This is a genomic window from Agrobacterium genomosp. 2 str. CFBP 5494, from assembly GCF_900013495.1.
Classification (GTDB): Bacteria; Pseudomonadota; Alphaproteobacteria; order Rhizobiales; family Rhizobiaceae; genus Agrobacterium; species Agrobacterium pusense.
On record NZ_LT009720.1, the window covers coordinates 16,375 to 41,985 of the forward strand.

30 protein-coding genes and 6 pseudogenes are annotated in these 25,611 nt (G+C 58.6%); 10 read left to right on the top strand and 26 right to left on the bottom strand.

All coding sequences use genetic code 11. From position 1 onward, the window contains the following. Positions 1 to 151: 151 nt before the first annotated feature. Entirely contained in the window at positions 152 to 871 is a 720-nt protein-coding gene (locus AGR2A_RS24470) for a putative quinol monooxygenase (protein ID WP_080823475.1), read from the top strand. A 96-nt stretch (positions 872 to 967) separates the two neighbouring features. On the opposite strand, the pseudogene AGR2A_RS24475 reads toward AGR2A_RS24470, so the two are convergent. Beyond that, positions 968 to 1,686, bottom strand: a pseudogene (locus tag AGR2A_RS24475) (IS6 family transposase). 38 nt (positions 1,687 to 1,724) lie between these two features. After that, a pseudogene (locus AGR2A_RS24480) lies at positions 1,725 to 1,913 on the bottom strand (IS110 family transposase); the annotation flags it as partial. Between the two features lie 557 nt (positions 1,914 to 2,470). Between AGR2A_RS24480 and AGR2A_RS29910 the strand changes: the two are divergent. The 3 genes and pseudogenes from AGR2A_RS29910 (at position 2,471) to AGR2A_RS24495 (ending at position 5,183) form a co-directional block, all read left to right on the top strand. Beyond that, on the top strand, positions 2,471 to 2,755 hold the full coding sequence (locus tag AGR2A_RS29910; protein ID WP_072493512.1) for a hypothetical protein: 285 nt from the start codon (positions 2,471 to 2,473) through the stop codon (positions 2,753 to 2,755). Between the two features lie 137 nt (positions 2,756 to 2,892). Beyond that, a pseudogene (locus AGR2A_RS30395) lies at positions 2,893 to 3,177 on the top strand (hypothetical protein); the annotation flags it as partial. A gap of 113 nt (positions 3,178 to 3,290) precedes the next feature. After that, positions 3,291 to 5,183: a putative bifunctional diguanylate cyclase/phosphodiesterase gene (locus AGR2A_RS24495; protein ID WP_139786409.1), complete on the top strand. Its 1,893-nt coding sequence runs from the start codon at positions 3,291 to 3,293 to the stop codon at positions 5,181 to 5,183. Between the two features lie 137 nt (positions 5,184 to 5,320). Here AGR2A_RS24495 and tnpB read toward each other — a convergent pair. From tnpB to AGR2A_RS24590, 22 genes and pseudogenes are all read right to left on the bottom strand, one after another. Then, positions 5,321 to 5,536, bottom strand: a pseudogene (gene tnpB, locus AGR2A_RS29290) (IS66 family insertion sequence element accessory protein TnpB); the annotation flags it as partial. Positions 5,537 to 6,463: 927 nt separating this feature from the next. Further along, positions 6,464 to 6,655 carry a hypothetical protein gene (locus AGR2A_RS24505; protein ID WP_052821282.1) on the bottom strand — a complete coding sequence of 64 codons (192 nt, stop codon included), beginning with the start codon at positions 6,653 to 6,655 and terminating at the stop codon, positions 6,464 to 6,466. A gap of 129 nt (positions 6,656 to 6,784) precedes the next feature. Continuing rightward, positions 6,785 to 7,021, bottom strand: coding sequence for a type II toxin-antitoxin system MqsA family antitoxin (locus tag AGR2A_RS24510; protein WP_234797351.1), 237 nt, complete (start codon positions 7,019 to 7,021; stop codon positions 6,785 to 6,787). Further along, positions 6,999 to 7,335, bottom strand: a pseudogene (locus AGR2A_RS24515) (IS6 family transposase); the annotation flags it as partial. The gene AGR2A_RS24510 and the pseudogene AGR2A_RS24515, both read right to left, overlap by 23 nt. Positions 7,336 to 7,432: 97 nt before the next feature. After that, positions 7,433 to 7,888 (bottom strand): substrate-binding domain-containing protein, encoded by a 456-nt coding sequence (locus tag AGR2A_RS24520; protein WP_376750327.1) that lies wholly within the window; start codon positions 7,886 to 7,888, stop codon positions 7,433 to 7,435. Further along, positions 7,770 to 8,144 (bottom strand): substrate-binding domain-containing protein, encoded by a 375-nt coding sequence (locus AGR2A_RS29295; protein WP_234797360.1) that lies wholly within the window; start codon positions 8,142 to 8,144, stop codon positions 7,770 to 7,772. The genes AGR2A_RS24520 and AGR2A_RS29295 overlap by 119 nt, the downstream gene beginning before the upstream one ends. Then, positions 8,027 to 8,362: a hypothetical protein gene (locus AGR2A_RS30185; protein ID WP_083532098.1), complete on the bottom strand. Its 336-nt coding sequence runs from the start codon at positions 8,360 to 8,362 to the stop codon at positions 8,027 to 8,029. Before AGR2A_RS30185 ends, AGR2A_RS29295 begins: the two co-directional genes overlap by 118 nt. Before the next feature lie 125 nt (positions 8,363 to 8,487). Then, the gene (locus AGR2A_RS24530; RefSeq protein ID WP_080823481.1) at positions 8,488 to 9,240 is read right to left on the bottom strand and encodes an IS6 family transposase; all 753 of its coding nucleotides are present in this window, start codon (positions 9,238 to 9,240) and stop codon (positions 8,488 to 8,490) included. 12 nt (positions 9,241 to 9,252) lie between these two features. Continuing rightward, positions 9,253 to 9,792, bottom strand: coding sequence for an NAD-dependent epimerase/dehydratase family protein (locus AGR2A_RS24535; protein WP_139786410.1), 540 nt, complete (start codon positions 9,790 to 9,792; stop codon positions 9,253 to 9,255). Positions 9,793 to 9,890: 98 nt separating this feature from the next. Next, the gene (locus AGR2A_RS24540) at positions 9,891 to 11,036 is read right to left on the bottom strand and encodes a cation:proton antiporter domain-containing protein (RefSeq protein ID WP_072493516.1); all 1,146 of its coding nucleotides are present in this window, start codon (positions 11,034 to 11,036) and stop codon (positions 9,891 to 9,893) included. Positions 11,037 to 11,093: 57 nt separating this feature from the next. Next, positions 11,094 to 11,516, bottom strand: a complete 423-nt coding sequence (gene trxC / locus AGR2A_RS24545) for a thioredoxin TrxC (RefSeq protein WP_072493517.1) — start codon at positions 11,514 to 11,516, stop codon at positions 11,094 to 11,096. Between the two features lie 49 nt (positions 11,517 to 11,565). After that, positions 11,566 to 11,691, bottom strand: a complete 126-nt coding sequence (locus tag AGR2A_RS30190) for an SDH family Clp fold serine proteinase (protein WP_286079597.1) — start codon at positions 11,689 to 11,691, stop codon at positions 11,566 to 11,568. Positions 11,692 to 11,725: 34 nt separating this feature from the next. Next, on the bottom strand, positions 11,726 to 12,400 hold the full coding sequence (locus AGR2A_RS24550; protein ID WP_286079598.1) for an SDH family Clp fold serine proteinase: 675 nt from the start codon (positions 12,398 to 12,400) through the stop codon (positions 11,726 to 11,728). Further along, positions 12,400 to 13,152, bottom strand: a complete 753-nt coding sequence (locus AGR2A_RS24555) for a rhomboid family intramembrane serine protease (protein WP_072493519.1) — start codon at positions 13,150 to 13,152, stop codon at positions 12,400 to 12,402. The genes AGR2A_RS24550 and AGR2A_RS24555 overlap by 1 nt, the downstream gene beginning before the upstream one ends. A gap of 36 nt (positions 13,153 to 13,188) precedes the next feature. Next, positions 13,189 to 13,710, bottom strand: a complete 522-nt coding sequence (locus AGR2A_RS24560) for an NADH dehydrogenase ubiquinone Fe-S protein 4 (RefSeq protein ID WP_080823482.1) — start codon at positions 13,708 to 13,710, stop codon at positions 13,189 to 13,191. 52 nt (positions 13,711 to 13,762) lie between these two features. Beyond that, on the bottom strand, positions 13,763 to 14,377 hold the full coding sequence (locus tag AGR2A_RS24565) for a hypothetical protein (protein WP_072493521.1): 615 nt from the start codon (positions 14,375 to 14,377) through the stop codon (positions 13,763 to 13,765). Further along, the gene (locus AGR2A_RS24570; RefSeq protein ID WP_072493522.1) at positions 14,358 to 14,579 is read right to left on the bottom strand and encodes a hypothetical protein; all 222 of its coding nucleotides are present in this window, start codon (positions 14,577 to 14,579) and stop codon (positions 14,358 to 14,360) included. The genes AGR2A_RS24565 and AGR2A_RS24570 overlap by 20 nt, the downstream gene beginning before the upstream one ends. Positions 14,580 to 14,587: 8 nt before the next feature. Beyond that, entirely contained in the window at positions 14,588 to 15,235 is a 648-nt protein-coding gene (locus tag AGR2A_RS24575; protein ID WP_072493523.1) for an HdeD family acid-resistance protein, read from the bottom strand. Then, positions 15,232 to 15,393: a hypothetical protein gene (locus AGR2A_RS29755; protein WP_157952843.1), complete on the bottom strand. Its 162-nt coding sequence runs from the start codon at positions 15,391 to 15,393 to the stop codon at positions 15,232 to 15,234. Before AGR2A_RS29755 ends, AGR2A_RS24575 begins: the two co-directional genes overlap by 4 nt. Positions 15,394 to 15,471: 78 nt before the next feature. Continuing rightward, positions 15,472 to 18,378, bottom strand: a complete 2,907-nt coding sequence (locus tag AGR2A_RS24580) for an ATP-dependent Clp protease ATP-binding subunit (RefSeq protein WP_080823483.1) — start codon at positions 18,376 to 18,378, stop codon at positions 15,472 to 15,474. A gap of 62 nt (positions 18,379 to 18,440) precedes the next feature. Then, positions 18,441 to 20,273: an ATP-dependent zinc metalloprotease FtsH gene (ftsH, locus tag AGR2A_RS24585; protein ID WP_072493525.1), complete on the bottom strand. Its 1,833-nt coding sequence runs from the start codon at positions 20,271 to 20,273 to the stop codon at positions 18,441 to 18,443. A 14-nt stretch (positions 20,274 to 20,287) separates the two neighbouring features. Beyond that, a complete protein-coding gene (locus AGR2A_RS24590) occupies positions 20,288 to 20,719 on the bottom strand; it encodes a MarR family winged helix-turn-helix transcriptional regulator (protein WP_072493526.1) in 432 nt (143 codons plus the stop codon). A 201-nt stretch (positions 20,720 to 20,920) separates the two neighbouring features. Between AGR2A_RS24590 and AGR2A_RS24595 the strand changes: the two genes are divergently transcribed. From AGR2A_RS24595 to AGR2A_RS24625, 6 genes are all read left to right on the top strand, one after another. Further along, positions 20,921 to 21,346: an Hsp20/alpha crystallin family protein gene (locus AGR2A_RS24595; protein ID WP_072493527.1), complete on the top strand. Its 426-nt coding sequence runs from the start codon at positions 20,921 to 20,923 to the stop codon at positions 21,344 to 21,346. A gap of 14 nt (positions 21,347 to 21,360) precedes the next feature. Further along, a complete protein-coding gene (locus AGR2A_RS24600; RefSeq protein WP_072493528.1) occupies positions 21,361 to 21,759 on the top strand; it encodes an Hsp20/alpha crystallin family protein in 399 nt (132 codons plus the stop codon). A 20-nt stretch (positions 21,760 to 21,779) separates the two neighbouring features. Next, a complete protein-coding gene (locus AGR2A_RS24605; protein WP_080823484.1) occupies positions 21,780 to 22,271 on the top strand; it encodes an Hsp20/alpha crystallin family protein in 492 nt (163 codons plus the stop codon). 162 nt (positions 22,272 to 22,433) lie between these two features. Then, positions 22,434 to 22,877: a phosphate-starvation-inducible PsiE family protein gene (locus AGR2A_RS24610; RefSeq protein WP_272936961.1), complete on the top strand. Its 444-nt coding sequence runs from the start codon at positions 22,434 to 22,436 to the stop codon at positions 22,875 to 22,877. 441 nt (positions 22,878 to 23,318) lie between these two features. Next, on the top strand, positions 23,319 to 23,690 hold the full coding sequence (locus tag AGR2A_RS24620; RefSeq protein WP_080823485.1) for a YsnF/AvaK domain-containing protein: 372 nt from the start codon (positions 23,319 to 23,321) through the stop codon (positions 23,688 to 23,690). 32 nt (positions 23,691 to 23,722) lie between these two features. After that, positions 23,723 to 24,583: a YsnF/AvaK domain-containing protein gene (locus tag AGR2A_RS24625; RefSeq protein ID WP_080823486.1), complete on the top strand. Its 861-nt coding sequence runs from the start codon at positions 23,723 to 23,725 to the stop codon at positions 24,581 to 24,583. A gap of 27 nt (positions 24,584 to 24,610) precedes the next feature. On the opposite strand, the pseudogene AGR2A_RS29300 reads toward AGR2A_RS24625, so the two are convergent. Together AGR2A_RS29300 and AGR2A_RS24635 are read right to left on the bottom strand one after the other, a co-directional pair. Beyond that, positions 24,611 to 24,866 (bottom strand): annotated as a pseudogene (locus AGR2A_RS29300) (DDE-type integrase/transposase/recombinase); the annotation flags it as partial. Positions 24,867 to 24,902: 36 nt separating this feature from the next. After that, positions 24,903 to 25,611, bottom strand: a 709-nt coding sequence (locus tag AGR2A_RS24635; RefSeq protein ID WP_080823488.1) for an integrase core domain-containing protein, incomplete at its 5' end; no start/stop codon positions are given.

Below are 25,611 nucleotides of genomic sequence, written 5' to 3' on the forward strand. Positions count from 1 at the left end.
CTCCGCCACATCTCAACGCACGCCATCAAAGCAACTTCCATAGTCCATGTCTATTAAAAAATAGAACTTCGGAATTGGAGTCCGACCCATCCGCCATGGGACAAGAGTGCATCGAAACCAAACACGACGAACGTCAAGTCAGGGGACGACCATGAACACGCAAATTCTTCCGATATGCGCCGCACTGGCTCTGATCACAACTTCTGCAACTGCACAGGACAATCCAATGGAAAATCATACTGCCAGCTACATCGCCATGCCCGCCGTCGAAGGCCAGACCGTAGCCTTCGCGGAGTTTCTGGCTGGTGCTGCAACTATCGTGCGAGAAACAGAGCCGGGCACTGTACTGTGGTTTGCTCTGCAAGCCGGTGATACGTTCGCAATCTTTGACATCTTCGGAGACGAAGAAGCACGGGGCGCTCACTTCTCAGGAGCAGTTGCAGCTTCCTTGAACCAGAACGCAGACGCGTTGGTCGACGGAGGATGGGACGCCGGTGTTGTCGCGAACATCAACAACTCCGATGTCCTTTCGGTAAAAGCGCCGGTTGACCTCCACAAGGCAACAACCGCAACTTATATCAAGCTCGAAGCTGCTCCAGGTAAAGGTCCCGAATTGGCAGCCTTGTTGACCGCCGCTGGTCCGATCGTTGCAGATACCGAACCAAAATCTTTGTTCTGGACGGCGCTGCAGATTGACGAGAACAACTTCGCCATCTTTGACATCTTTGCCGACAGCTCTGGGCGCGAAGCGCACTTTGCCGGACAAGTCGCCGGGCTCCTTAATGCAAAGGCTTCAGAATTGGTCGCAGGCGGATGGGACGATGGTGTTGTGGCAAACGCCCGCAATTTCGACATCCTTGCTACCAAGTAATCTCACAGGGTGACTTGAGAAAGAAGTGCCCGGTGCAACCTGGCCGGCGTTGTCACGTTGTTCGACTGAGGCCGGACGAAGCGCTTTCAGTTAAACTCAGGCAGTTGCGCCGGTCACGGCCTTCCAGTGCGCCATGGCGCGGAGCCGATGAATGTGGGTGGCGAGGGCGGAATGTTTTTGATGCGACGGGACGAAATCATTTCTAACCGCTGAAAACACGGGGACAAATTGTTGCAGACTGCCGACGGATCGGAAACCCTGCATCATTCGTTCTCGTTTTCGCAGCGGCAGATGGGAATTTTCCGCACGGTTGCTAAGGCCCTTGTGTGATCTATGTTCAATGGCCGGCATCACATCTCGCTTTGCCGCCCCGTATGAACGCAGTTTATCGGTGACAATCCTCTTTGGCGCGAGGCCTTGCTTCTTCAGCAGCCTGATCAGCAATCGCTTGGCAGCCTTGGTGTCTCGACGGGTCTGCACGATCTCGTCGAGAACATATCCGTCCTGGTCGACGGCTCGCCAAAGCCAATGCTTTCGCCCGCCGATCGTTCACGACCACTTCGTCCAGATGCCAGATATCCTCTCACGACGGCGTCTTTCTGCGCAGTCGCTTTGCGTAGGCCGCACCGAATTTCCGGCCCCAGCGCCGGATCGTTTCGTAGGACACGACGATGCCGCGCTCCAGCAGCATTTCTTCCACCAGCCGCAGGCTTAACGGGAACCGGAAATACAGCCAGACGGCATGGGCGATGATATGCGGTGGGAAACGGTGGTTCTTGTAGCTGATGGTCGGCGTGCTCATCACGTCCGGTTATCCGTCAACCGTTAAGCCACGAACAACGTGACAACGCCCGACGCGGACAGGGCGCTGATAACTGCGCAATAGGCTGATCAGGCGATCAAACTCATCGAGATTGTTGAGAACGCTTACTCGGCGGCCACGGATTCTGTCCGGCGCTTCGATCAGCACTTCGTGGCGTTCCTTAGAAATATCGATCGCTTCCAGAACGGGAGCGGATGCCGTAATGTTGTTGTCGGTCATAGCCGGTCTCCTTGCAGTGTGGCTTCGCAAGACCACTGTGATACCTATTGCCCGGCTATGACCACCTGCTTCGCCTGATAAGGCTACGCAACTGGTCAAGCCTCATTCAGCGCATTCTTCCGAAGATGTTACGGCAGAGAATTCATCTCCCGAGACCTCGATCTGCACAACCGGATAGTTTTCTGCAAAAATCGCCGCCTGAACAACGGTTGAGAAAGCGAGTTGCAAAACCGGGGCGCAAAAGCCTGAGTTTAATTTTGCGACAAGAGCAACTCGTTTTATCTTGCCTGAGACGGGCTGCTAGAAACAAGTCGCTCAAGACTTGACAGTCAACTCGAAAAGGCGAGACAGAGCAGTGAATGGATTTGTCGAGGTGGCAAATGTACCGCGTGTGGGATGTGGCATTCTCGGCTCTACCAGCCACATTCCAAGCCGCGTGATCGAATTTGGCACACATGACGGAGAACCGTCGCAACAACTCGCTACACCGCTTCAGCGCCTTTTAACCGCTTGTCTTTACAATATCATTCGGTTGCACTGGAATTGTGGAGGGCATGATGCCTGCCGAACATGCGCTAGCTCGCAACCCGAATATTCGGGATGAAGAACTTAAAGCTGCAATTGACTATCTTTGCGCGAAAATCAGACGCGCAGCCCATAAGGGCCAACCTTTGCCATTCAACGCCTATCGATCGAAGTTGATATTTGAAAAGGCACTGAATATTCGAACCGGAGAACCCGAATGGGCTTCTGCCAGTTCTGAGAAACGTGATTTTGTCGAGCAACCCATGCTGCAATGTGAGATATTCTACGGGCATTTTGATGGAAACTCGGCGGATTGATCACAATGGCTCTTTTGCTAATCGCGCAATTCATCGCCTTCTCTTTATTCCCCCTTTATTTTACGACGCTCCCGGCACCAAGCCGGCGCACCCATTTTTATACCTACATCGCGCTCATTCTGCTGATCGGCGGTTTCATGGGGAATGTCTATTTCCTGCCCATCACCGATGGTGTCGTCGTCTCCGGTGGCAACCTGTGTTACGGCGCCTTCATGATGACGTCGGTGATGTTCGTTTGGGTTGAAAGAGACGCCTTTATCCTCAGGCATCTGGTTCGGCTTGTGGTTCTGGTCGACATCTTCAAGATCATTTTTTCCGTCCTGACGCATTCCATTCTGGAAACGGAAGGTGTGATCAATCCACATGCAGTTCCATCAGGATTCTTTGAAATATCCACTGCGCTGATTGCGCTTGGGGGTGTTTTGATAATCTCTGAACTCCTGCTTTTGCTTTTCATTTTCGAGACCGTTAAAAAAAGCAACCCTCGCTTTCCATCACGGCGGCCATCTACATTCTTTCATTCGTGCTCGTTCTCGTGCTTGATGGCATCGCGTTTCCTTTCATCGCATTTGGTATCAACACACAGATCGTTGCGACCGTCATTGGCGGACTGGCGGGAAAGATCCTTATCGCAGTTGCCTATGGTATGTCGCTGGCCTTGTTTGTGCTGTGGAAGCGGCAGGCATTTATCCATTATCTGGAAACAGATACCGTTCGATGGCATCTGCTGGCTTCCAGCAGCGCTGATCTGATCAAAGAGATGACCATAAAGGATCAGGACCTTCGGCGTGGGGATATCGTATTCAGGAATTCGACCGAAGGTCTTGCCATCGTCAATCATCTCGGCCAGGTGCTGAAAGCAAATGCGGCTTTTCGGGCGATGCTGGGTATAAATTACGATCACACCGATCGGCACGATACAGATATCAACAAATCATTCTGGATCGACGGGGCGCCCGTTTCGCGGCCGCACGGCGCGGCTGGGCAATGGCGTCGGGAGGTCATGTTTGGAGCGGACAGGCATCGGCCTGGCATACTTTCTATTACCCCTGCCGGCGAGGACGCGAGCGGCGGCGACACCTTTGTTTATTCAGTGACGGACATTACAGAACAAAAGACGGCGCAGGCAAAACTCGAATACCTCGCATCGCACGATCATCTGACCGGCTTACCGAACCGCCGCACTCTTCATAAAAGCCGCGCTGCTTTCCAGAATGTTCCGCATGCATTGATCATAGTCGATCTCGATTATTTTGGGGACGTGAATGACAGCTACGGTCACGGTGTCGGTGATCGCGTGCTCCAATTGATTGCCGAACGACTCGACAATCTCCGCAAAAACTATTTAGCTTCGGGCGATGTCCTCTGTCGCCTCGGGAGTGATGAGTTCGCCTTTCTCATTCAGTCTGGCGATCACAGCTTTATCGAAGGCATCATCGAGAAAATCCAATCTTGCTTCGGCCAGACTGTTCACATCCGCGATGATCTGGAAGTGTTTTCCTCCGCAACAATTGGCGTGAGCTATCACCTTCGTCCCGGAGATCATGATGCCCTTCTTGGGGCCGACGCAGCTCTATACGAGGCGAAACGTTCCAGACGTGGGTCAGTCGGTGTTTATGAAGACCGGCTGACCACGCAGAGCCAGAAGCGGGTGAAGCTGGGGCTAAAGCTGAAAAACGCGATCGCCAACGGCGAACTCGATGTCTATTATCAGCCGCAATTTACGGCTGTTGGCCATGAACTGCATGGCGTTGAAGCACTCGTAAGGTGGTCGGATCCGGAACTTGGTATTGTTTCTCCGGCCGATTTTATCCCGGTTGTGGAGGAAACTGGTCTCATTGAGGCCTTGGGCGAATATGTTCTTGAAAGGGCATGCCGCGACGGGCAGGAATGGCTTCAGGCTGGCTATCTCCCGGTCACGCTATCCGTGAATATATCGGCCAGCCAGTTGCGATTTGGTCGCTTCATACCATTCCTGAGGAGACTTCTGTCAGAAACTGGATTTCCTGCGAGACAGCTTGAGATCGAAATAACGGAGTCAACTTACATCCAGCGCGAAAACGAAGTCTTGCCTCTCCTGAACGAGTTGAGGGAAATGGGCGTAGGGATCGCGATCGACGATTTTGGGACAGGGTATTCGTGTCTGTCCTATCTGGCGGAATTGCCATGCAGCTGTATCAAGATCGATCGTGGCTTTATCACTGATATTCCAACCGACGCCAGACAGTGCAGCTTGACATCTGCCATCATATCGCTTGCGAAAGGTATGTCGTTCAAGGTGGTGGTGGAGGGCGTGGAAACCCGAGAGCAACTGGACTTTCTTACAAAGCAGGGATGCGATCTGATTCAGGGGTTTTATTTTTCTGGGGCCCTGCCCAAGGCGGAATTGGCCGTGCTACTGAGACGCTCTCCCAATTCTGTCAGTTGATAACTCTGCCGGTTGATCTGGCAAACCCGCTGCGGTTCAGAAAGAGGCTCTCAGCGTATTGTGGAATGAAGGCGGCGCGAGGTTTAATTGCGAAAACAAGCTACGACAGAACTGTTTAACTTCGAACTGAGCATGGGTCAGTTCATCAGTCCGTTTTTGATGCCGGGCCAAGTAAAGCTGTGCTCTTCCAACCGCTTGTAGGCCAGCACGATACCAGTGCCATCCCAGTAGATCAGCTTCAGCCGGTCTGTTTTGCGAGACCTGGACACGAATACTGTTCCCGCAAACGGGTCCTTGTGCAGCTCCTTCTTCACAAGCGCTGCTAATCCATCATGCCCTTTACGGAAGTCTACCGGTTTGGTCGCACCATGATCCGCAGTCGGTTCGAGGGGAAGATCATATCATCGCCGCCAGTGCACGCGCGATCCGGGCTGCAGACGCTCCTTCCTCAAGACGGATCTTAACAGCGCCAACGATAATCTCGGCCTGAGACATCTGTTTGGCGGCGAACGGCTACGGTGCGGACGTCTCCACGACCATGGTCGCGAATTCAATTGCACCCTCTGGCTCAGGCAAAACCAGCTTGCCCTGTCGTGCCGGTGTTCAGATCCACAGATGATTGGCCTTCGGCCCGTGACCTCATTCACCATCAAACCCGGCCGCAAGCTTTCTTATACGATCCGCGCCTTTATCTCATCCGGCCATTGCCGATGTATCTCTCGTCGGCCAGGCCGCGTCGTGACAACCTCCAACGTAGTCTCCATGGAGAAACTCCTTGTCACTTTTCCATGAAAACTCGATCGCAGATGAGACGGCAGTGGACAACGTGGGGGTGGAACAGCGGTTGCTTTTATGCGGGGGAAGGATTGCTCTTCAGGAAGCGTGCGACCTCGTCCAGAAGATCGATGATTTTTGGCATTGCCAGGCGGTAATAAACTAGGAGTTTGTCACGGCGCGAGACCACAACGCCAGCCGCCCGCCCCCCCGAAGCACAAGTAATACGGTTGCTGGTGCGGGCGAGGCCCGCGACATAATTACTTTGCTCCCTTGAATCGCTGCTCTTCACGCCGGCCCTACCGGAAACCGCCGATGGCGATGAATCCGGCTACACCACTCGCGGACACACGATCCGCATTATGAGGTTAATGTGTGGGGAAAGACCGCTCAATACGATGCCAGCATTTATACTGGTATCAGATTCTGCTCGTCTCCTGGACCGTGGCAGTTCACCGATCGCCTGTTCGCGGATAAGGAGACTTGCCGATGACGCGTCTGGCCAGTCATTCACTTCCGTCCATCTTTTCCCGCAGCCTCAGCTCCATGATCTCTTGAGCAATCAAGCGATGCTGTTCCATCAGCTCATTCAATAGATGTTGGCGAGCCTCGGAAGACACCTTCAGATCGCAAGCAATCGTCATTTGCGTCTCCAGATCCTCCAGCCGCTTGAGCAGTTTTTCAATAGTTGTTAACATGATAAATTTGGCCCGCTTTTTACCAGGTGCGTTGATGCGGATGAATTTGCGATATCGATGTTTCTAATACACCCCCCCAAGCGACGGGGCGAATATTAATAAATGCAACAGCGCCATTCAGTGAAATGCTCATACCACTAAGGATGTACGACGCAATTCGTCAACCAATTCCGGGTGACGGTCAAGGAGGCGTAGCAACTGGCTGGTCGGCCCGCTCGGCTCGACCAGTCCGCGTTCGTATTTGTCGAAGGCCTTCTCATCGACCTTGAGTATGCCTCCCGCTGCGACAGGTTCAGTTTCTGTCGCACGCGCCGGATCGTGGTTGGTGAGGGGATACCAACACCTGCACGATTTCGTCGAGAACATATCCGTCCTGATCGACGGCTCGCCAAAGCCAATGCTTTCGACCGCCGATCGTCACGACCACCTCGTCCAGATCCCAGATATCCTTTCTCGACGGCGTTTTTCTGCGCAGTCGCTTTGCGTAGGCCGCACCGAATTTGCGGCCCCAGCGCCGGATCGTTTCGTAGGACACGACGATGCCGCGCTCCAGCAGCATTTCTTCCACCAATCGCAGGCTTAACGGAAACCGGAAATACAGCCAGACCGCATGGGCGATGATCTGCGGTGGGAAGCGGTGGTTCTTGTAGCTGATGGTCGGCGCGCTCATCGCGTCCAATTACTGGTCAAGCGTTAAGCCCCGGACAACGTGACGACGCCCTCAAACGATCTCTGCTAAGGCCTACCGTTTGGCCCTGATTTAGCCGGAGCGAGAAGTTAACGACGAGATCTCGACGGCGCCGAACCTGTGGTATCGCGACGAACGAAGCGTGCACCCAAAACAACCTTCATGTCCTGAACACTTTCCCTATGCTCAATAGCGTCTTGGAGCAACTTGAGGGCATGCCTCCCCGCCTCCAGGGAAAGCCCGCTGAGCGTGGAGAGTGCGGGATAGGTCATAGCGGGCAGCGCATCGTCGCAACCGATGAGGCTCATCTCCCGGGGAACGACGATTCCCATGGCCGAAAGTCGGGCGTGTGCTCCCTGAGCCGTCAGGTCATCAAACGCAAGGATCGCGGTCACCTCTGCGGCGACGGCCTCTTCGGCAGCCTTTTCACCGCCTTCGAAACTGGGTTCTGATAGCTGGATCACCTCGAACCGGACGTCGGCACGCTGCTCCCGCCGCCTCGAGGCGCTGCTGATTCGACCAGGATTCCTTCGGACCCGAGAGATAGGCGATATCGCGATGGCCGCTCTCGATCAGGAATCCGATGGCATCCGTCACGGCCACCTGCGTGTCGATCAATACGCGTGGCAATCCCACGATGTCGCGATTGATCAGCATGATCGGGTGCCTTTTGGCATGCGCCCTCACCTGCGCCTCACTGAGCCGGGTCGACGCCACGATGATACCATCCGTCTGGCTGGCCAGACGCTGGAAAAGCGTATTTTCCCGTGCAGCGCTTTCTCCCGACGAGCCCAGGAACAGAGATAGTCCTGTCCCCCGTCTTCTGCGCTGAGAGCGGCCAGCGCCGCGATACGGCTGGCCAGAAGCGCCTCTTTTGTCGATACCTGCAAAAGCGCTACCCCCGTGAAAGCATCGAGAGCGTCCTGTGCCGGCCCGATGGGCGACGGCAGTTCCGGCTCCCAAAGGCAACGTTCATCGGTTTCCACCAGAAGGCGGCCCTCGCCGAACAGAATATCCATGCGTCCCCGGGTTCCGACAAGACGCATTGCGTAGTCGCCATGCCTGATTGCGGCCTCCGGCTGCCTCCAGTGGGCGTGTCGCAAATCTGGCGATAGGACGCGTTGAGCCGATAATCACCCAGCGTTTACGCCTTGTTAACCTTTTGAAGGCCGAAGAGGCGCGCGAGCAGATCGTTTTGATCGTTGACGGTCCAGTCGCCGGAAAAGCCGAAGCCTTTCCGCAGCCACAACATCGCTTCGAACCCGGCGATCGTCCGGCGCGCCGTTTTGAATGACTGGAAACCGCCGATCTTCGGCATGTTCTTCTTTACTCGGAAGTGGTCGCTCTCGATGCCTTGCTGCAGATGCTTGGTGACATAGTGAACAGGGTTCGGATGCAAGAGCCCATCATCGACGGCCGTCTTGATCGTTGTGGGGAAGGTGTTGGCGCCATCGGTACCGATCTTCCCCGGCGATAGCAGCGGCTCATCCTTGAGCATCTTACGGAAGAAGCGCTTGGCAGCGTCGAGATCGCGCTTGGCGGTGAGCAAAAAGTCGATTGGATTTCCGTGCTTGTCGATGGCGCGGTACAGGTATCGCCACTTGCCCCGGATATTGACGTAGGTCTCGTCAATCCTGACTGAGCCACAATGCGGTCGGCGAAACTGGCGTAGGCGCTTCTCGATGACAGGTGCATAGGCGAGGACCCAGCGGTTGATTGTACTATGGTCGACCTCGAAGCCGCGCTCACGGAACATCTCCTCGAGATCTCTATAGTTGAGCGGGTACCGCAGATACCAGGTCACCGCCTGAACGATGAGCCATGCCTCGAAATGTCGCCCTTTGAAATCATGCTTCGACTGGCGCTTCAGCTTCTCGACAATGGCATTCAGAATCATGGCTACGCTCCGCTACATCGGGAGCGGAATTTCCACCGTCGTGGTCAACAGCAAGTTAACCAGAAGAATTTGCGACCCGCCCGCCCAAACAGCATCAAGTGCCCACCCAATTGCTGAGGCTCGCCAGTAAGGCATCGACCCCAGCTTTTCGATCGACAGTCCCTTCAGGGCCGCGATCGATGCGACGAACTCTCTGAACGTCTGCCTGTCTCGGTCACATATGAAGAAGGCACGTCCTCCTTCGCCTCGCTCGAGCGAGCATTCCACTGCTTCAACTACGTTGTCCACGTGGCACGTTGCAAAAGCATAGTCTCCGCGATCGACGAACGCGAACCGTCCCGTTCTGATGGCACCGGGGAGTCCTCTACTGTAAGGATCACCGGGACCCCAAATCGCGGGCGGTCGAAGTGAAACAGTCCGAAAGCCGATTTCTTTGGCTGACATGACCAGGAGCTCCGCACGTACCTTGCTCGCCAGGTAAGCCGAGAAATGTTCAGGGAACGTAGGAGATGTTTCATCGGCATTGCGGATCGTCGAACCCGCTTCGTCCATGATCGCGCTAGCTCTGCGCTGATATAGGTGAATGTCTTTGCACCGGCAGCCTCTGTCGCCTTCACATCGGGGGGTCAGTTATCTTGATGTTGACCCCACTAAGCCTTTAGCCCCGCCCATCTGACCATAACACTCCCGGCCAGCATGCTGATGCCAATCGCGAGGAGTAAAGGACCAGCGAATTCCTCCGCAACAATGCCCGATGTCGAGGAAACCGACAGCAGCATCAGGCTGAATTCTCCTCCGTGGGCCAGGATGATCCCAGTCCGCCATGAGGTCTGAAGCGACTCGCCGAATATTCGGGCGACAACCAAAACGATCAGCGCCTTGCCCGCGAAAATGATCCCGAGCCAGCTCAGCACGACTGGCCACGCATACGGGATGATCCAGAGTTGCAATTGCGTTCCGATGCCGACAAAGAAAATCCCCACAAACAAATCGCGGAAAGGCCGGATCTCGTTCTCGACAGCATGGCGCGCGTCACCCTCGCCGATGATCATCCCGGCCGCGAATGCAGCGAGCGCTGGAGAAAGACCGGAGGTGGCCGCGACAATCGCAGCCCCTAGTACAATGGTGAGCGCAAGAAGCTGGGCAAGTTCCGGATCGCCACGCGACGCTACCCACCGGGCCAGCAACTGCAACGGCCCACGGGCAATGAACAGGGCTGCAACCAATGCCGTTGCACTGGCGACGACCGTTATCACGCCTAACCCTTCGGTGGCTCCGCTCATCGAATCGTGCAGAAGCAGGAATGCAACAGCTGCCAAGTCTTGAAACAGAAGCACTGCAATGGACAGACGTCCTTGGGCCGATCCCAGAGCGTTCGCGCTTGCGAGCACCTTGAGGCACATGGCCGTGGATGACATGGCAACGGCCCCGCCGATGAGGATTGCGGGGACGGGCGCGAGATCGAAGATCAGACTCGCTACCAACGATACCGTTATCGTCGTGACTGCAACCTGCGCGGCTCCAAGACCGAAGACATGCTTCCTGAGCGTTACGAGCTTCTCGAACGAGAATTCCAGGCCAAGAGCGAACAGCAGGAGTACCACTCCGATCTCGCCAATGCTGCTCAGGGCAGCGCTCTCAGCAATCAGGCCGAGGCCGGCAGGTCCGATGATTATGCCGGCAAGAATGTAACCGACGATACTGGGCACGCCGATCCGTGAACATATCGTCACGAGCACGAACGCGGCAAAGACCAACAAGGCCGCACTTTCAACAAATCCGGTCACGCCATGCATGTTCTTCTCCTTCTTCTCCTGATGGCATGGCGCAGGGAAGGCCAACACCTGTAAACTCTAGACGTGCGAGCGCGCCCACTGCGCTATTTGCGTGGCAGGCATTGCACCGCTCGTCCTCGCGATTTCCTTGCCGCTCCTGAACAGGATCATGGTGGGAATGCCGCGGATCCCGTAGCGGCCGGCAATCTGCTGTTCGGCCTCGGTGTCGAGCTTGCCCAGGCGGACATGGGGTTCGGGCGAGCGCGCCGCCGCTTCGAACTGGTGCGCCATCATCTTGCATGGCCCGCACCACTCGGCCCAGAAATCGACCAGCATTGGCAATTCGGCATTCGCATGGCGGTCAAAATTAGCCGCGGTGAGCGTGACGGGCATGCCTTGAAAGAGAGGCGCGCCGTAGCGTCCGCAATAGGGGTTATCGCTCAGGCGCTCTTGCGGCACCCTGTTGGTGGAATTGCACTGCAGGCAAGCGACCGTGGGCATCCTGTATCCTTTCGTTGACGAGCCGGGCTCGGCGGCCGACGGCAAGCGTTCAGCGCGTGGATATGGCGCGGCGGGCCTCTCGCTGCCGCGGCTCGGGCAGGTATTCCACGCCACCGCCCTGGCGCCGAACCGGCTGCGGATAGAGCGTCATCAGCTCCAGTATTTCCTTGGGCATGCCCGTTCCAACGGGCAGGCCCAAGTCGCGGGCCTCATCGGCAGAGATGGGGATAGTCGTGGGTCCAGGTGCCCGTCGCCAGCTTCGCTGCCAGCGCCGCCGCGCGGTTCTCGTCCATCTTGTCGGACAGCAGACGTTTCGCGAATGCCTCGATCTGCGCAATGGCCTTGCGACCGACATCGGCCATGATCAGGGTCTGGTCGTCGATCTCGGCGATGGGCTTCTCGGCGACGACCTTGAGGAGCGAGGCAGCAGGCAACTGGCCAAGTTGCGGATCGACGGGTCCCAGCACGGAATGCTCGCACATCACGATCTCGTCGGCGGCAAGCGCGATCAACGTGCCGCCCGACATCGCGTAATGTGGCACGAACACGGTGACCTTGCCCTTGTGGCCCTGAATGGCCCGAGCGATCTGGGTTGCTGGCAGCACAAGGCCGCCCGGTGTATGCAGCACGATGTCGAGTGGCACTTCATCGTCGGTCATCTGGATCGCGCGCAGGACTTCTTCCGAATCATTGACGTCGATGTAGCGCATCAAGGGGAATCCCAGCAGGTTCATCGTCTCCTGCCGATGGATTAGCAGGATGACGCGACTGGAACGCTTCTTCTCGATACTGGCGATCTTGCGTACGCGCATCGCCTCAAGATATCTGCGCTGCAGAACCGGCTGCAGCGCCGAAATGATGAAGAACAGCCAGAAAAGCTGCATTATGTCCATGGACCTTGTCCTCCTTCCCGTCGGCCATCCGGCAGAAAGCCATAGATGCCCTCGTCGCGATAATAGTGGCGATAGACGTCGGCGCGCCTTCGCAGGAGTGGCGTTACAAGCCAACCGGCGAGAAACCCGCCGATATGCGCCCACCAGGCAACCCCGCCCGTGGCCGGATCGCTGCCGAGCGATAGGAAACCGGGAACGACCTGCATGAAGAACCAGATCATCGCGAAAATGACCGCGCGCACTTCGAAGAAGAGGGGAATGAACAGAATCGGCACGATCACCACCAGTCGAGCCGCCGGAAACATGCGTGCGTAGCAACCGATCACGCCCGCGATCGCCCCCGATGCGCCAAGCGCGGGAACGACTGAGTCGGGGTTCGCCAACGCGTGAGCCAGTCCGGCCGCCACACCACAGAACAGATAGAACAGTGTGAATCTACCCGGTCCGAGCCGATCTTCGACGGCGGGGCCGAAGATCCAGAGCGTCCAAATGTTCAAGATGAGGTGCAGCCAGCCCCCGTGCAGGAAGATGTTGGTCAGGAACGGAGTCCAGTCGGACGGCGCGACGAGGCTCAGATGCCCGAAGAAGCGCGAGGGCACCAGCGCGAACTCGAACAGGAACCGGTCCAGCACGCGCGGAGGCAGTCTGATCTGATAGAGGAACGCGAGGACGTTCATGCCGATGACCGCCCATACGATGACGGGCGGGTAGCGGCGCGCGACGCTGTCAAGGTAAGGAAACAAGCGGCAAATCCTCGCTCGAGCTGGCCATTGCGTTCATTACTTTTTCCCGGCGATCGTCACGCCCGTCCAGGCTGGGGGATCGGAGGCCGGGAAGGATTCAAGACTGGCTTCGATAACTGGATCGAATTCCTCCTGTTCTTGCGACTGCAGGTCCACCGAGCCTTCCTGATCGACTGCGCGCCGGAGTCGGTGGTCCGTGCGACCCCGATCCAGGCGGGACGGTATGCGAAAGGCGTTCGGGGCGTCGGCTCCCTTGTAGAGGCGATGCCGCTCCTCTCCTCGCCAGCGGTCAGGCGCATGCCGGTGAGCCACGTCCTCACGCACGAAATAGCGCCAGTCCTGCCGCTCCGCGAATTCCACGGCGCTGTCGTGGTCGGGAAATTTCAGCCGGATCGAACGATAGGGATCGTTGCTGGAGGTATATCCCATCAGCGGCTCGACCTGCAGCGGCTGAGACGGCTCGAATTCCAGTATCCAGTAGTTGGGCCGCGGCGCCGACGTCATCGCGGAACGAGCCGGCCGGTAAATGATCGCGGTCGGAACGTCCCATGACCTCATGTTGGTCCCGGGTATCGTCGGCGGAAAGGGTGGATGATTGTGTCCGCGCATATCAGCGGGTGTCGGTGGATACGAGAAGGTGACGTTCGAGATCGTCGAGTTTTTCCATTCGTCTCGAATTCAGGCGAACGGCGCGTTCGGTGTTCTGCGAAGGAAAGGCAGCAGCGTGCAGGACGTCCGACCGCATCGCTATAGTGAGATCGGCGACGGCATTCATCACGCCCTCTCCGTCCCCGTCCGAGAGCGAGCCGTCAGCAAAACCGGACTGCAAGCTCTCCAGTACCTGCTCGAAGCTGGACACGACCCCTGCACTCGCGACCACAGCCAGCTTGTGGCTGAGAACACGCAGTTCATCGATCAGCTTCGCATCGTGCCTTGCGGTTTCCACGATCTCTGCGACCTTCTCGATACAGGCCATGTAAATGTCGCATTGCTGCTGGAGGATGATGACCCTTCCTTCCTTGCGAAGCTCGAGATCGGTCTGGCGATTGAGAAGCGCCGCGGTCAGAATGATCGTCACGACAGCGCCGAGGAAGATGAGCGTCATCTCCTGCGCGAAAGGCAGTATGTCTTCGGCAAGATACATCGAACGAAAAACGAAAACGATGCCGATGCCCAAAGCAGCGGCCGCAGCAGCAAATGCCAAGTCAGGCAGGCGGTTCGACATCAGCACCTCGCATTTTGGTGTCAGGTGGCATGCACGGTTTTGCATCGGCGTCCGGCGCCTCTGCGTCCCGGTGCCGCAGGAAGATTGGCGTCGGACCGCTGCCGAACGGATTGAAGCCGGTGCTCAGGCAACGGTCGAAGATCGTTTCGTCCCATCGGGTGAAATCGTGCTCCTCGCCGGCAAGTCGCCCGTCATCCACCACAGGGCACCTCACGCCTTTGCCGATGGGGGAGCGTCATCGAAGGCCGCACCGTCCGAACGATCCGCCTTGCGAAGCCGTAGCCCGAGGAGGATCATCATCACCCCGAAGACCGCGGCGTAGAAGCCGATCAGCCAGCCGAGCGCGAGGAAGCTTTCGACCGGGCGCGTCAGCAGCATCCAGGTCACGACGACACCGAGAACGACCGAGAGAAGGCCGCTCAGAATCAGCCAGATTTCGCCGTTGATTTCCTTTCGCAGGCGGATCGCTGCCGCGATCTCGAGGGCACCCGAGAACACGGACCAGAAGGCAATACTGGCCCAAAGGAACGTCGCTAGGACGAGTGTGGCAACGAAGGGCGAGATCACGATGACGATTCCCGTGGCGATGCCGAGCAGGCCGCTCACCATGAGCCAACCCCACCGCCGGCCCTTCCGGATGTTGCGAATGGCGGAGATCAGTCCTAACACGCCATCGGCGAAGGAAAAGGTGCCGAATACCAGCGTCAGAGCCAGGAGCGATTCAGCCGGCATCAGGAACGCAAGCGCGGCGATGATCAGCGCCAGCACGCCGCGCAGGATGAACAGCCACCAGTTGCGCGTCAGCGTGCAGAGCATGTCTTCGATGTCCCGGGCCGGGTTGAGCGAGTTGATGTTCATTCGATGCGTCCTCCTGGATGATCGGGTGAGCTTTCGGCATGCGACAGGATAGCCGCCTCGCCGTGCAGTTCAAGTTGCCGCACCTCTTCCTCGATGACCTCAGGCGCGCGCTGTTGCCCGTGCCGGTCAAGATTGCGAAATGCTCTGATGACTTTCATGCCGTGGATCCTTCCTGTAACCCTCCGACGAAATGGCCCGGCGCGACCGTCGTCGCGCCGGGCCTGTCCTTCGCAAGGTCAGCCGGCGGATTTGTCATCCTTAGACGGCGCCTCACCCTTGGCGTCGACCGGGCCGTCGAGCGTCGGAGCGTCCGCCTTGTTTTCGGCAACTTCGCTGGACTCGTCGATCCCGGCCTGGGCCTGATCGTCCGGGCTGTCATTACCGGTGTCCCTTGCGATCTTTTCGAACACGACCTTCTGTTCGTCCGCTGACCAAGCGACGCGGACTTTGTCGCCATCCTCGATCCGCCCCGAGAGCAGTTCGCGAGCCAACTCGGTCTCCAACTCCGACCGGATCAGCCGGCGTAGCTCGCGGGCACCGAATTCGGGACGGAAGCCGACCGCGCCGAAATGATCCACGACACTCACATCGAGTTCGAGTTCGACGCCCTGGGTAAGGGCGGTCCGCTTCACCCGGTTGAGCTGCAACTCGACGATCTGGCGGATCTCCGACTGGTTCAGCGAATGAAAGACGATGATCTCGTCGATCCGGTTGATGAACTCTGGCCGGAAATGACCGCGCAACACCTCCATCAGTTCGGATTTCTGCTTGGCCTCGTCGAACTCACTGCTGCCGCGTTTCGCGAGGTTGCGCTGAATGATATCCGAACCGAGGTTCGAGGTTGCGATGATGATGGTGTTGGTGAAGTCCACCACGCGGCCCTTGCCGTCGGTCAAGCGGCCGTCGTCGAATACCTGCAACAGGATGTTGTACACATCCGGGTGTGCCTTCTCAATCTCGTCGAGCAGCACCACCGAATAGGGCCGGCGGCGGACCTTTTCGGTCAGCTGCCCCCCCTCGTCATAGCCGACGTAGCCCGGAGGCGCGCCGACGAGCCGTGCCACCGCGTGACGCTCTCCATATTCCGACATGTCGATACGGATCATCGCGTCCTGATCGCCGAAGATCACCTCGGCGAGCGTCTTGGCCAGTTCCGTCTTGCCAACCCCGGTTGGTCCGAGGAACAGGAAGGTCGCGGTCGGACCGGAACCTTCGCGCAGACCCGCACGCGCGAGGCGCACCGCATCGGCCACGGCGCGGATCGCTTCTTCCTGGCCGATGACGCGCTCGTGCAGCTTCTCCTCGAGCTTGAGGAGCTTGTCCTTCTCCTCAGCGGTCAGCTCCGTGACCGGAACACCGGTGATCTTGGAGACGATCTGCGCGACATGATCGGCGCGCACCTCGGCGGTCGCCGAAGCCTGGTCGCGCTTCCAGATTTCCAGAAGCTCGTCAAGCTCCTTCTGCTTCTGCTCGAGTTCCTTCTTCAGTTCCGCTGCTCGGTCGAATTGCTTGCGGGCGGCGGCATAGTCCTGCTCGCGCTTGATCTGCGCTACCTCGGCCTCCAGCTCCTGGACGTCCACAGGGCGCGCTGTGGCGCTGATCTTCACCCGTGCGGCGGCCTGGTCGATCAGGTCGATCGCCTTGTCAGGCATGAAGCGGCCAGTGATGTAGCGGTCCGAAAGCTCGGCCGCCGCGACGATGGCCTCGTCGGTGATCGTCACCTTGTGGTGCGCCTCCAGCGTGTCGCGCAGACCGCGCAGGATCATGATGACCTGAGCTACCGTGGGCTCCTCGACATAGACCGGCTGGAAGCGGCGTTCGAGCGCCGCATCCTTCTCGATGTATTTCTGGTACTCGTTGAGCGTCGTCGCACCGATCAGGTTCAGCTCGCCCCGCGCCAGCGCCGGCTTGAAGGTGTTGGCGATGTCGAGACCACCTTCTCCACCGCCCTGGCCGGCGCCGACGATGGTGTGGATCTCGTCGATGAACAGGACCAGGCTGTCCTTCTCCTCGGTGATCTCCTTGAGGATCTTCTGGACTCGCTCCTCGAACTCGCCGCGATACTTCGACCCGGCCACCATCGAGTTGATGTTGAGCTCGACCAGCCGCTTGTCGCGCAGCGCCTCGGGCACTTCACCCGCGACGATCCGTTGTGCAAGTCCCTCGACGATGGCGGTCTTGCCCACGCCGGGCTCGCCGATCAGCACCGGGTTGTTCTTTTTCCGGCGGGCCAGCACTTCGATCGTCGTCTCGATCTCGCGGGCGCGGCCGATGACGGGATCGAGCTTGCCCTCGCGGGCGAGCTTCGTCAGGTCACGGCTGAACTGGTCGAGATCGGGCGTGCTTGAAGGCGCGTCCACGCGGCCCTCCTCGGCTCCCTTGCCCACGACCTTGGTCACCTGCTGGCGAAGCGCCTGCGGCGTCAATCCGTATTTGCGCAGGATCGACGCGGCCAGGCCTTCACCTTCCTCGGCAAGGCCGATCAGCAGGTGCTCGGGACCGACATAGGAATGGCCGAGTTCGTTCGAGGCGATGAAGGCCCGGTTCAAAGCGTCCTTCAGGCGAGGACTGACGCCGATTTCGCCCTCCGTCTTGGCCTCTCCACGCTTCGCTTCCTTCTCGATCTGGCGCCGCAGATCGTCCATATCGACCTTAAACTGTTCCAGGATCGTCTTGACGACGTCAGACGAGGTCAATGCCATAAGCAGATGTTCGGTATCGACCTCGCTGCGCCCGAATTCCCCGGCCTTCTGTGCGGCATCCTGCAGCAGCTTGTTGCCCTGTTCGCTCAGCCGGTCGGCGATGGTGCGTCCGCCGCCGCGCCGCGACCCACGCCGCGGCGCGCCCTCGCCGAAAGTGGCGTCGGCGGCAGCGTCATCGCCATCACCCAAGGCGCCGAGCGTGCCGCCTCGCAGCGGACTGTCACCAAAGAGGCTGCCGAAACCGGTATCGCCGAAGAATTCGTCAAGAAGGGAACGCCGTCCGAACAGGGACTCCAGGGGCGAGGCGCTGCGACCCGACCGACGCGCCATTTCGCTGTAATGCTGGTCGCACAGCTCCATGATCTGAACCTTGCCGTTCACCGAGGCGCGCACGCGCGCCGTCGCCGGGCGACCGCAAATATCGCAAGTTCCGTTTGCCATTTTTCCTCTCCGTTTCTTTATCCAGTCAGGGTTGTCCGCGATCATCTGCGTCAGTGACGGTGTCAGGCAGCGACCGCTTCCGTTCTTTTCATCTTGGACCCAATTGCCACCAGATCGGGCTCGTCCAGTGTCTCGCGTTGCAGGAGATCCTGCGCGGATTGCTCGAGCAGCGCCCGGTTGGCTTCGAGAAGCGAGAGGGTGCGCTTGAACACGCCATCCACGATGTCGCGCACCTTCGCGTCCATTCGCTCGGCCGTAGCCTCGCTATAGCGGCGGTTCAGCCACGACGACTGGTCGCCGGTGCCGAGAAAGCCCGGCCGATCGCTGTCGTAGCTGACATGCCCGAGGTCTTCGTCCATCCCGTACCGCGCGACCATGGCGCGGGCGATATCGGTAGCCTTGACCAGATCGTCGGCCGCCCCGGTCGAGACATGATTGTAGATGATCTTCTCGGCCGCGCGCCCGCCAAGCAGGACTGCGATCTTGTTCTCCAGCTCCTCCCGCGTCATCAGGAAGCGGTCCTCGGTCGGGCGCTGGATAGTGTAGCCGAGCGCGCCAATTCCGCGCGGGATGATTGAGACCTTGTGCACCGGGTCCACCCCCGGCAGAGCCATCGCCACAAGCGCGTGCCCCATCTCGTGGTGCGCCACGATCTCGCGCTCGCGCGGGTTCAGAACGCGGTTCTTCTTTTCCAACCCGGCGATGATGCGCTCCACGGCATTGTTGAAGTCGTCCATCGTCACCGCATCGGCCTTGCGGCGCGTGGCGAGCAATGCTGCCTCGTTGACGAGATTGGCAAGATCGGCGCCCGAGAAGCCGGGCGTGAGCGCTGCGACCTTCTCGGCATCGACGTCCGGGGCGAGCTTCACCTTTTTCATGTGAACGCCGAGAATCTGCACACGTCCCTTCTTATCCGGCCGATCCACCAGCACCTGCCGGTCGAAGCGTCCCGCACGCAGCAGCGCGGGGTCGAGGATCTCTGGTCGGTTGGTGGCGGCCAGGAGCACGATGCCCACCGAAGGGTCGAAGCCGTCGAGCTCGGTCAGAAGCTGGTTCAGCGTCTGCTCACGCTCATCATGGCCGCCAGCGATCTGGCCGGAGGAGCGCGCCCGCCCGAGAGCGTCGAGTTCGTCGATGAAGATAATCGCCGGCGCGGATTTACGAGCCTGCTCGAAGAGGTCGCGCACCCGCGCGGCACCGACGCCCACGAACATCTCGACGAACTCTGATCCCGAGATCGAAAAGAAGGGCACGCCGGCCTCACCCGCCACCGCGCGCGCCAGCAGCGTCTTGCCGGTGCCCGGCGGCCCTACGAGCAATATGCCTTTGGGGATATGTGCGCCCAGCTTTCCGTATTCGGCCGGGTTCTTGAGGAACTCCACGACCTCCTCGAGCTCGGCCTTGGCCTCGTCCACACCGGCCACGTCGGCGAAGCTGACGCCGGTTTCTTTTTCCATGTAAACCTTGGCCTTGCTGCGGCCGACCTGCATGAACCCGCCGAAGCCCTGCTTGTCGGCGAACTTGCGGAACAGCAGCATCCAGATTCCGAAGAAGATAAGCGCTGGCGCCACCCAGGAAATCAGCGTGCCGAGAAAAGTGTTTTGCGGAACGCCAGTGATCTCGATACCTGACCGGTCTATCCGTTCCAGGATTGCGGGATTCACTACGGTCGTCACGAACTGCTTCTTGCCGTCGACCGGTTCGGCGAAGGTGCCTGTGATAGTGTCTGACCCGACCGCGACAGAGGAAATTTTCCCGTCAGCGAGATACTTCTCGAACTGGCTGTAGCTGATCGGTGCGACGGATTGCCAGCCGGCGATCAGGTTCTGGATGAAAAGCACGGCTATGAAAGCCACCACCCAGTACCAGATGTTATATTCGGTCTTCCTTTCCATGCCGCTTGTCCCTTTCACTGGCGCCCGAGCCGCGCCCTGATCCGCTCGAGCAGCGCCAGCAGGATGCGCCTTTCGTCTGCCGACAGATCCTGCAGGATTTCATGTTCGAGCGCCGATTGCCGCGGCGCGAGTTCCTCCAGCATCGCCCGGGCCTTCGACGTTGCGGTGACGATCTGCGACCGCCTGTCGTCGAGCGAGGGCGACCGCTCGACCCAGCCGCCCCGGACCATGCGATCGACGAGCTGGCCCGCAGTGGCCGGGCCGACCTCAAGTCGGTCGGCCAGATCGCCGATGGTCAGCCTGGGCGCATCCTCGACATGCGCCGCCGCCATCCAGGACAGGCGGGTCAGGCCGCTGTCGCGGATGTCTTGGTCGATCCGCTGCTGGATGAGCTGCGCGACCCGGTGGATCGTCGTCCCGATCAGCGCGATGTCCGAAGAGATCATAGGTATCCTTCCTCCGGTTGCATGAGACATAGGATAGACCGCACTCCATCCAAAGTGCAATGCACCCATCATACATGCTTGCATAATAAATGGAACGGCCTATCTTGATAGGCGTTCTCCGAACCCACATCCGGCCGGCACGTTGCCCGGTCCCTCCATGCCGACGGTTCGGGGGCATCGATCAGCAACAGGAGGCCAGTAATGCTCTACCCGACATATCTGCGCCGCAGCGATCCCTTTGCGCTGATGCGCTCCATGATGCGCGATCTCGACCGCGGTTTCTGGCCGCCGGCCCGCGCGGCGTTCCCGGCGGTGAATGTCTGGCAAGGCCCTGAGGCCGTTGCCATCGCCGCTGAACTTCCCGGCATCGAACCGGGCGACATTGAGATTTCGGTTAAGGACAACGTCCTGACGCTTTCGGGCGAACGCAAGGCGCCCGAGGTTCCCGACGGTGCGCGCTGGCACCGCAACGAACGCAGTTTCGGCAGGTTTTCCCGCACTATCCGCCTGCCGTTCGCGGCCTCGGATGACAAGGTCGAGGCGAGAATGACGAACGGCGTATTGCGGATCGTTATCTCCCGGCCCGAGGAAGAAAAGCCGAAGAAAATCGAGATCAAGGCAGCCTGAGAGGAGCTGGAACGATGAGCACCGACATCTCGCAAGCCGCCGAAAAGACGCCGACCGACTCGCCTGAGACCACCGGCGGCGGACGCATCTACCGCCCGTCGACCGATATCGTCGAGACCGATCAGGGTTTCTCCATGATGCTTGAAATGCCTGGGGTCGCCGCCGATGCGATCGAAATCACGCTCGAAAATCGTGTGTTGACGATCCGCGGCAAGGTTGACCCGGTGCGGCCGAAAAACCTCGAACTTGCCTATGCCGAATATGGCGAGGGCGATTTCGAGCGTGCCTTCACGCTTTCCGAGGACTTCGACCCCGACAGGATCGAAGCCGAGATGCGAGGAGGCGTCCTAACTTTAACGCTCCCCCGGGCCCCTAAAGCGCAGCCGAAAAGGATCGCCGTCAAGGGCGCCTGAAAACCGAAGGAGACCATATCATGCAGATCAAAGACCTCATCCCCTGGGCGCGCAAGGACGGCGCGCCAGACGCCAAGAGCAGCGAAGACAACCCGATCGCGACACTCCAGCGCGAAATGAACCATGTGTTCGAGAACTTTTGGAACCGGGTCGGTCAGTTCGAATGGCCCTGGGGCAGCGGCGAAGCCAAATCCGACATGGTCGAGACCGACAACGCTATCGAAGTGTCGATCGAGCTGCCGGGCATGGAGATGAAGGACATCGAGGTGACGGTCAACGATGACATGTTAACTGTGAAGGGGGAGAAGAAGATCGAGCGCCAGGTGGAGAAGAAGGGGTATTACCTGTCCGAGCGCAGCTACGGCGCAATCTACCGGACAATTCCGCTCCCTCCCGGTGTGGATGGCGAAAAGGCGCAGGCATCCTTCAAGAACGGGGTTCTGACGATCAAGCTGCCCCAGACACCCGAGGCGCAGGCGAAGATCAAGCGCATCGATGTCAAGAACTGCTGATTTGCCACATTGGGTGTCGCCGGTTTGCGGCGTCCGCTCAGCTCCGTTTGATATCACGCCGTCTGGTGAGCCCCGGGGAGCCTGTTTCTCCGGGGCGGCTTTCGAGGGGGAATGATGAAAGACCTGAAACGATCCGGGCTAACCCGTGAACAATGGTCGGCGATGACGCTCTACGAGAAGTTCGAACAGGTCGTCATTTTCGTCCTCAGCGCCATCATTGCGGTTATCGTCGTGGCGTCGGTTTGGGCGCTGATGCGCGAGGTCGTGAACCGGTTGGTCTTGGGAGCGTTCGACACGCTCGATTACGCCACCTTCCAGGTGGTGTTCGGAATGATCTTCACCGTTGTAATTGCGCTCGAGTTCAAGCGCTCCCTTCTTGTGGCGACAGAACGCAGCTTCGGCATTCTCCAGGTCCGCACGATCGTGCTGATCGCGCTCCTCGCGATCGCGCGCAAATTTATCATCCTCGACCTTGGCGAGACGGAGCCAGCCAAGATTGCCGCCCTCGCGGGCGCGGCTCTTGCGCTCGGAGCAGTCCACTGGCTGGTGCGCGATCAGGACCGGCGCGAAGAGCCCGGTGCTAAAAATGCCGAAGGCGATCAATGAGCCGAAGCGTTTTCGTTCGACTTGTTTCATCAACTTCTGCCGCACTCATCATCATAATTGTTTAGCAGAAATTTTTTATCATGCCGAGCGTTGCGCTGGGTCGGTTTGCCGAGCCACGCGCCGTCGCTTCCCGCGGAGACTTGGCGGCGTTCGAACAAAGCACCATCACAGTTTTCAACGCCACTCGAGACAGTGCGTCTCCATCGCGACAACCGAGCGTATAGTCGATCCCTAAACCCGGAGTGCCTATGACGGTCCGCGTGGGAACGGCTCGCGGTTCATTTGGGACGAACTCTAATCAATTTTTCGGCCCACTCATATGCTCTCTAATTGAAACCAACACGCTCTCTGGAGTGAACCCCTCGGGCTGGATGACCTTTTTCAAGGAACAAGGTTGGACTCCGCTCGTTCATTGCTGGTCACAAACGATCTGGAACCCGCATGGCCGAGCCTGACAAGAAACTATCGCTGATCGAAGAACAGCTTGTCATCTACAAGCGCGCCGTGAGCGACGGCCGCGTTCGCGTGAGCACCAAAACCGAGTTTGTCACAGAAGCAGCGGAAGCACGCCTCGACAGCGAGAATGTAGAGGTGACGCGTGTGGCAATCGGACGTGAAGTGTCAGAAGCGCCGGGTGTTCGCACGGACGGTGACGTGACCATCGTGCCTGTGATGGAGGAGGTTCTCGTTGTCGAGAAGCGTCTGATGCTGGTCGAAGAGATCCACATCCGCCGCGTCGCCACCACCGAGGACGTTTCCATTCCGGTCGAACTGCGCAAGCAACGTGCCAGCATCGAGCGCGACGACCCCTGAGCTAATTATCAATCCGAGAAAAGGAGAAACTCATGACCTACAGCGAAACCACATCGTCATACGGCGCCTCGTCATCGAACACGGTGACGGCCTTCTTCGAAAACCGCAGCGATGCGGATGCCGCCGTCGAACGCCTTGTCGAAGCCGGGATTGCCCGCGACGGCATTCGCGTCGTCGCCGGAAAGGAGTCTACAACCTCGACTGAAGTTGCCTCCGAGCACAAGGGCTTCTGGGAGAAGCTGGAAGACTTCTTCTTTCCCGACGAGGACCGCGCCGTCTATTCCGAAGGTCTTCGCCGCGGTGGCTATCTTGTGACGGTCAGCAACGTCACCGCCGCCTCTTATGACAAGGTTATCGATATCCTCGATGACGAGGGCAGCATCGATCTCGATCAGCGCGCCGAGAGCTGGCGCTCGGAAGGCTGGAACCAGCAGGAGACCGTGAGTTCGTATGGCGCCTCCGCCAATCGTGCCAGCGCAACCGGAACGGCAGCTCTGGACGCCGGCCGTGAAGAGGTTATCCCGGTGGTCGAGGAAAAGCTTCGCGTCGGCAAGCGTGACCTCAACCATGGCCGCGTGCGTGTCCGTTCTTACGTGGTCGAAAATCCTGTCAGTGAACAGGTATCGCTGCGCGACGAGAACGTCAGCATCGAGCGCCGCACGGTCGACCGTCCGGTAACCGAAACGGAGAACGCCTTCGTCGACCGTACGATCGAGGCCGAGGAGCATCATGAGGAGGCGATCGTCTCGAAGGATGCGCGCGTTGTCGAAGAGATTGCTCTGCGCAAAACGGCCGAACAGCGCGAGGAGACCATCAGCGACAGCGTCCGCCGCACGGAGGTGGAAGTCGAAGATGAACGATCCGACCGTATTGTCCGCAAGGGCGTTGACTGAGGCCGGACGAAGCGCTTTCAGTTAAACTCAGGCAGTTGCGCCGGTCACGGCCTTCCAGTGCGCCATGGCGCGGATCCTATGAATGTGGGTGGCGAGGGCGGAGTGTTTTTGATGCGACGGGACGAAATGATTTCTAACCGCTGAAAACACGGGGACAAATTGTTGCAGACTCGACGGATCGGAAGCCCTGCATCACTCGTTCTCGTTTTCGCAGCGGCAGATGGGAATTTTCCGCACGGTTGTTAAGGCCCTTGTGTGATCTATGTTCAATGGCCGGCATTGTAATCTTCTGAAGGGCGATGAGACATCCTGGTGTTGATTATAGGCGTTCGCGAAGGATTTCGTAAGGTGCCTTGCCATTGAAAGCGCCATGCGGCCTTGCAAGGTTGTAGAACCTCTCCCATTCGCTAAGCTTTTGAACGAGGTCGGTGTCATCTGTGTATGACATAAGCTGATAAAATTCTTGATCATCGGTACGGTGTGACCGTTCGACTTTCCCGTTTAGTTGGGGCGAGGCTGGCTTGATATAGGCGTGCCGAATGCCCTGGTCTTCGACGTGCCAGTGGAATTTGGCCTGGAACTCGTGCCCATTATCGGTGCGCACTTCGCGAATGCGGAACGGGAATTTGGCGATTACGGTGTCGATGAAGTCTATCGCGTTGGCCTGGGTGTGGCGATCATAGACCTTCAAGGCTCTGATGCGGGTTGCATCGTCGATTGCCGTGTATTGGAAACGCTTGACGATCTTGCCGTCAACGCCTTCAAATTTCAGGAATTTTACATCGACCTGTATCTGATGCCCCGGCACACGCTGCTCGTATCTCTGAGTATGGATTTTCCTGACACGTGTACCGCCGGGAAGCCGACTGAGCCCGTTCCGCTTCAGAATTCGATAGATGCAGGCGTCGGAGATGGTGATGGCATGGTACCTGCTCATATACCAGGAAATGCGCATCGGGCCGAGATGATATCTGGTGCGCAGATGCAAGACTTTCTCGATGATTTCTGCAGGCTTCTGGTTAGCGGGG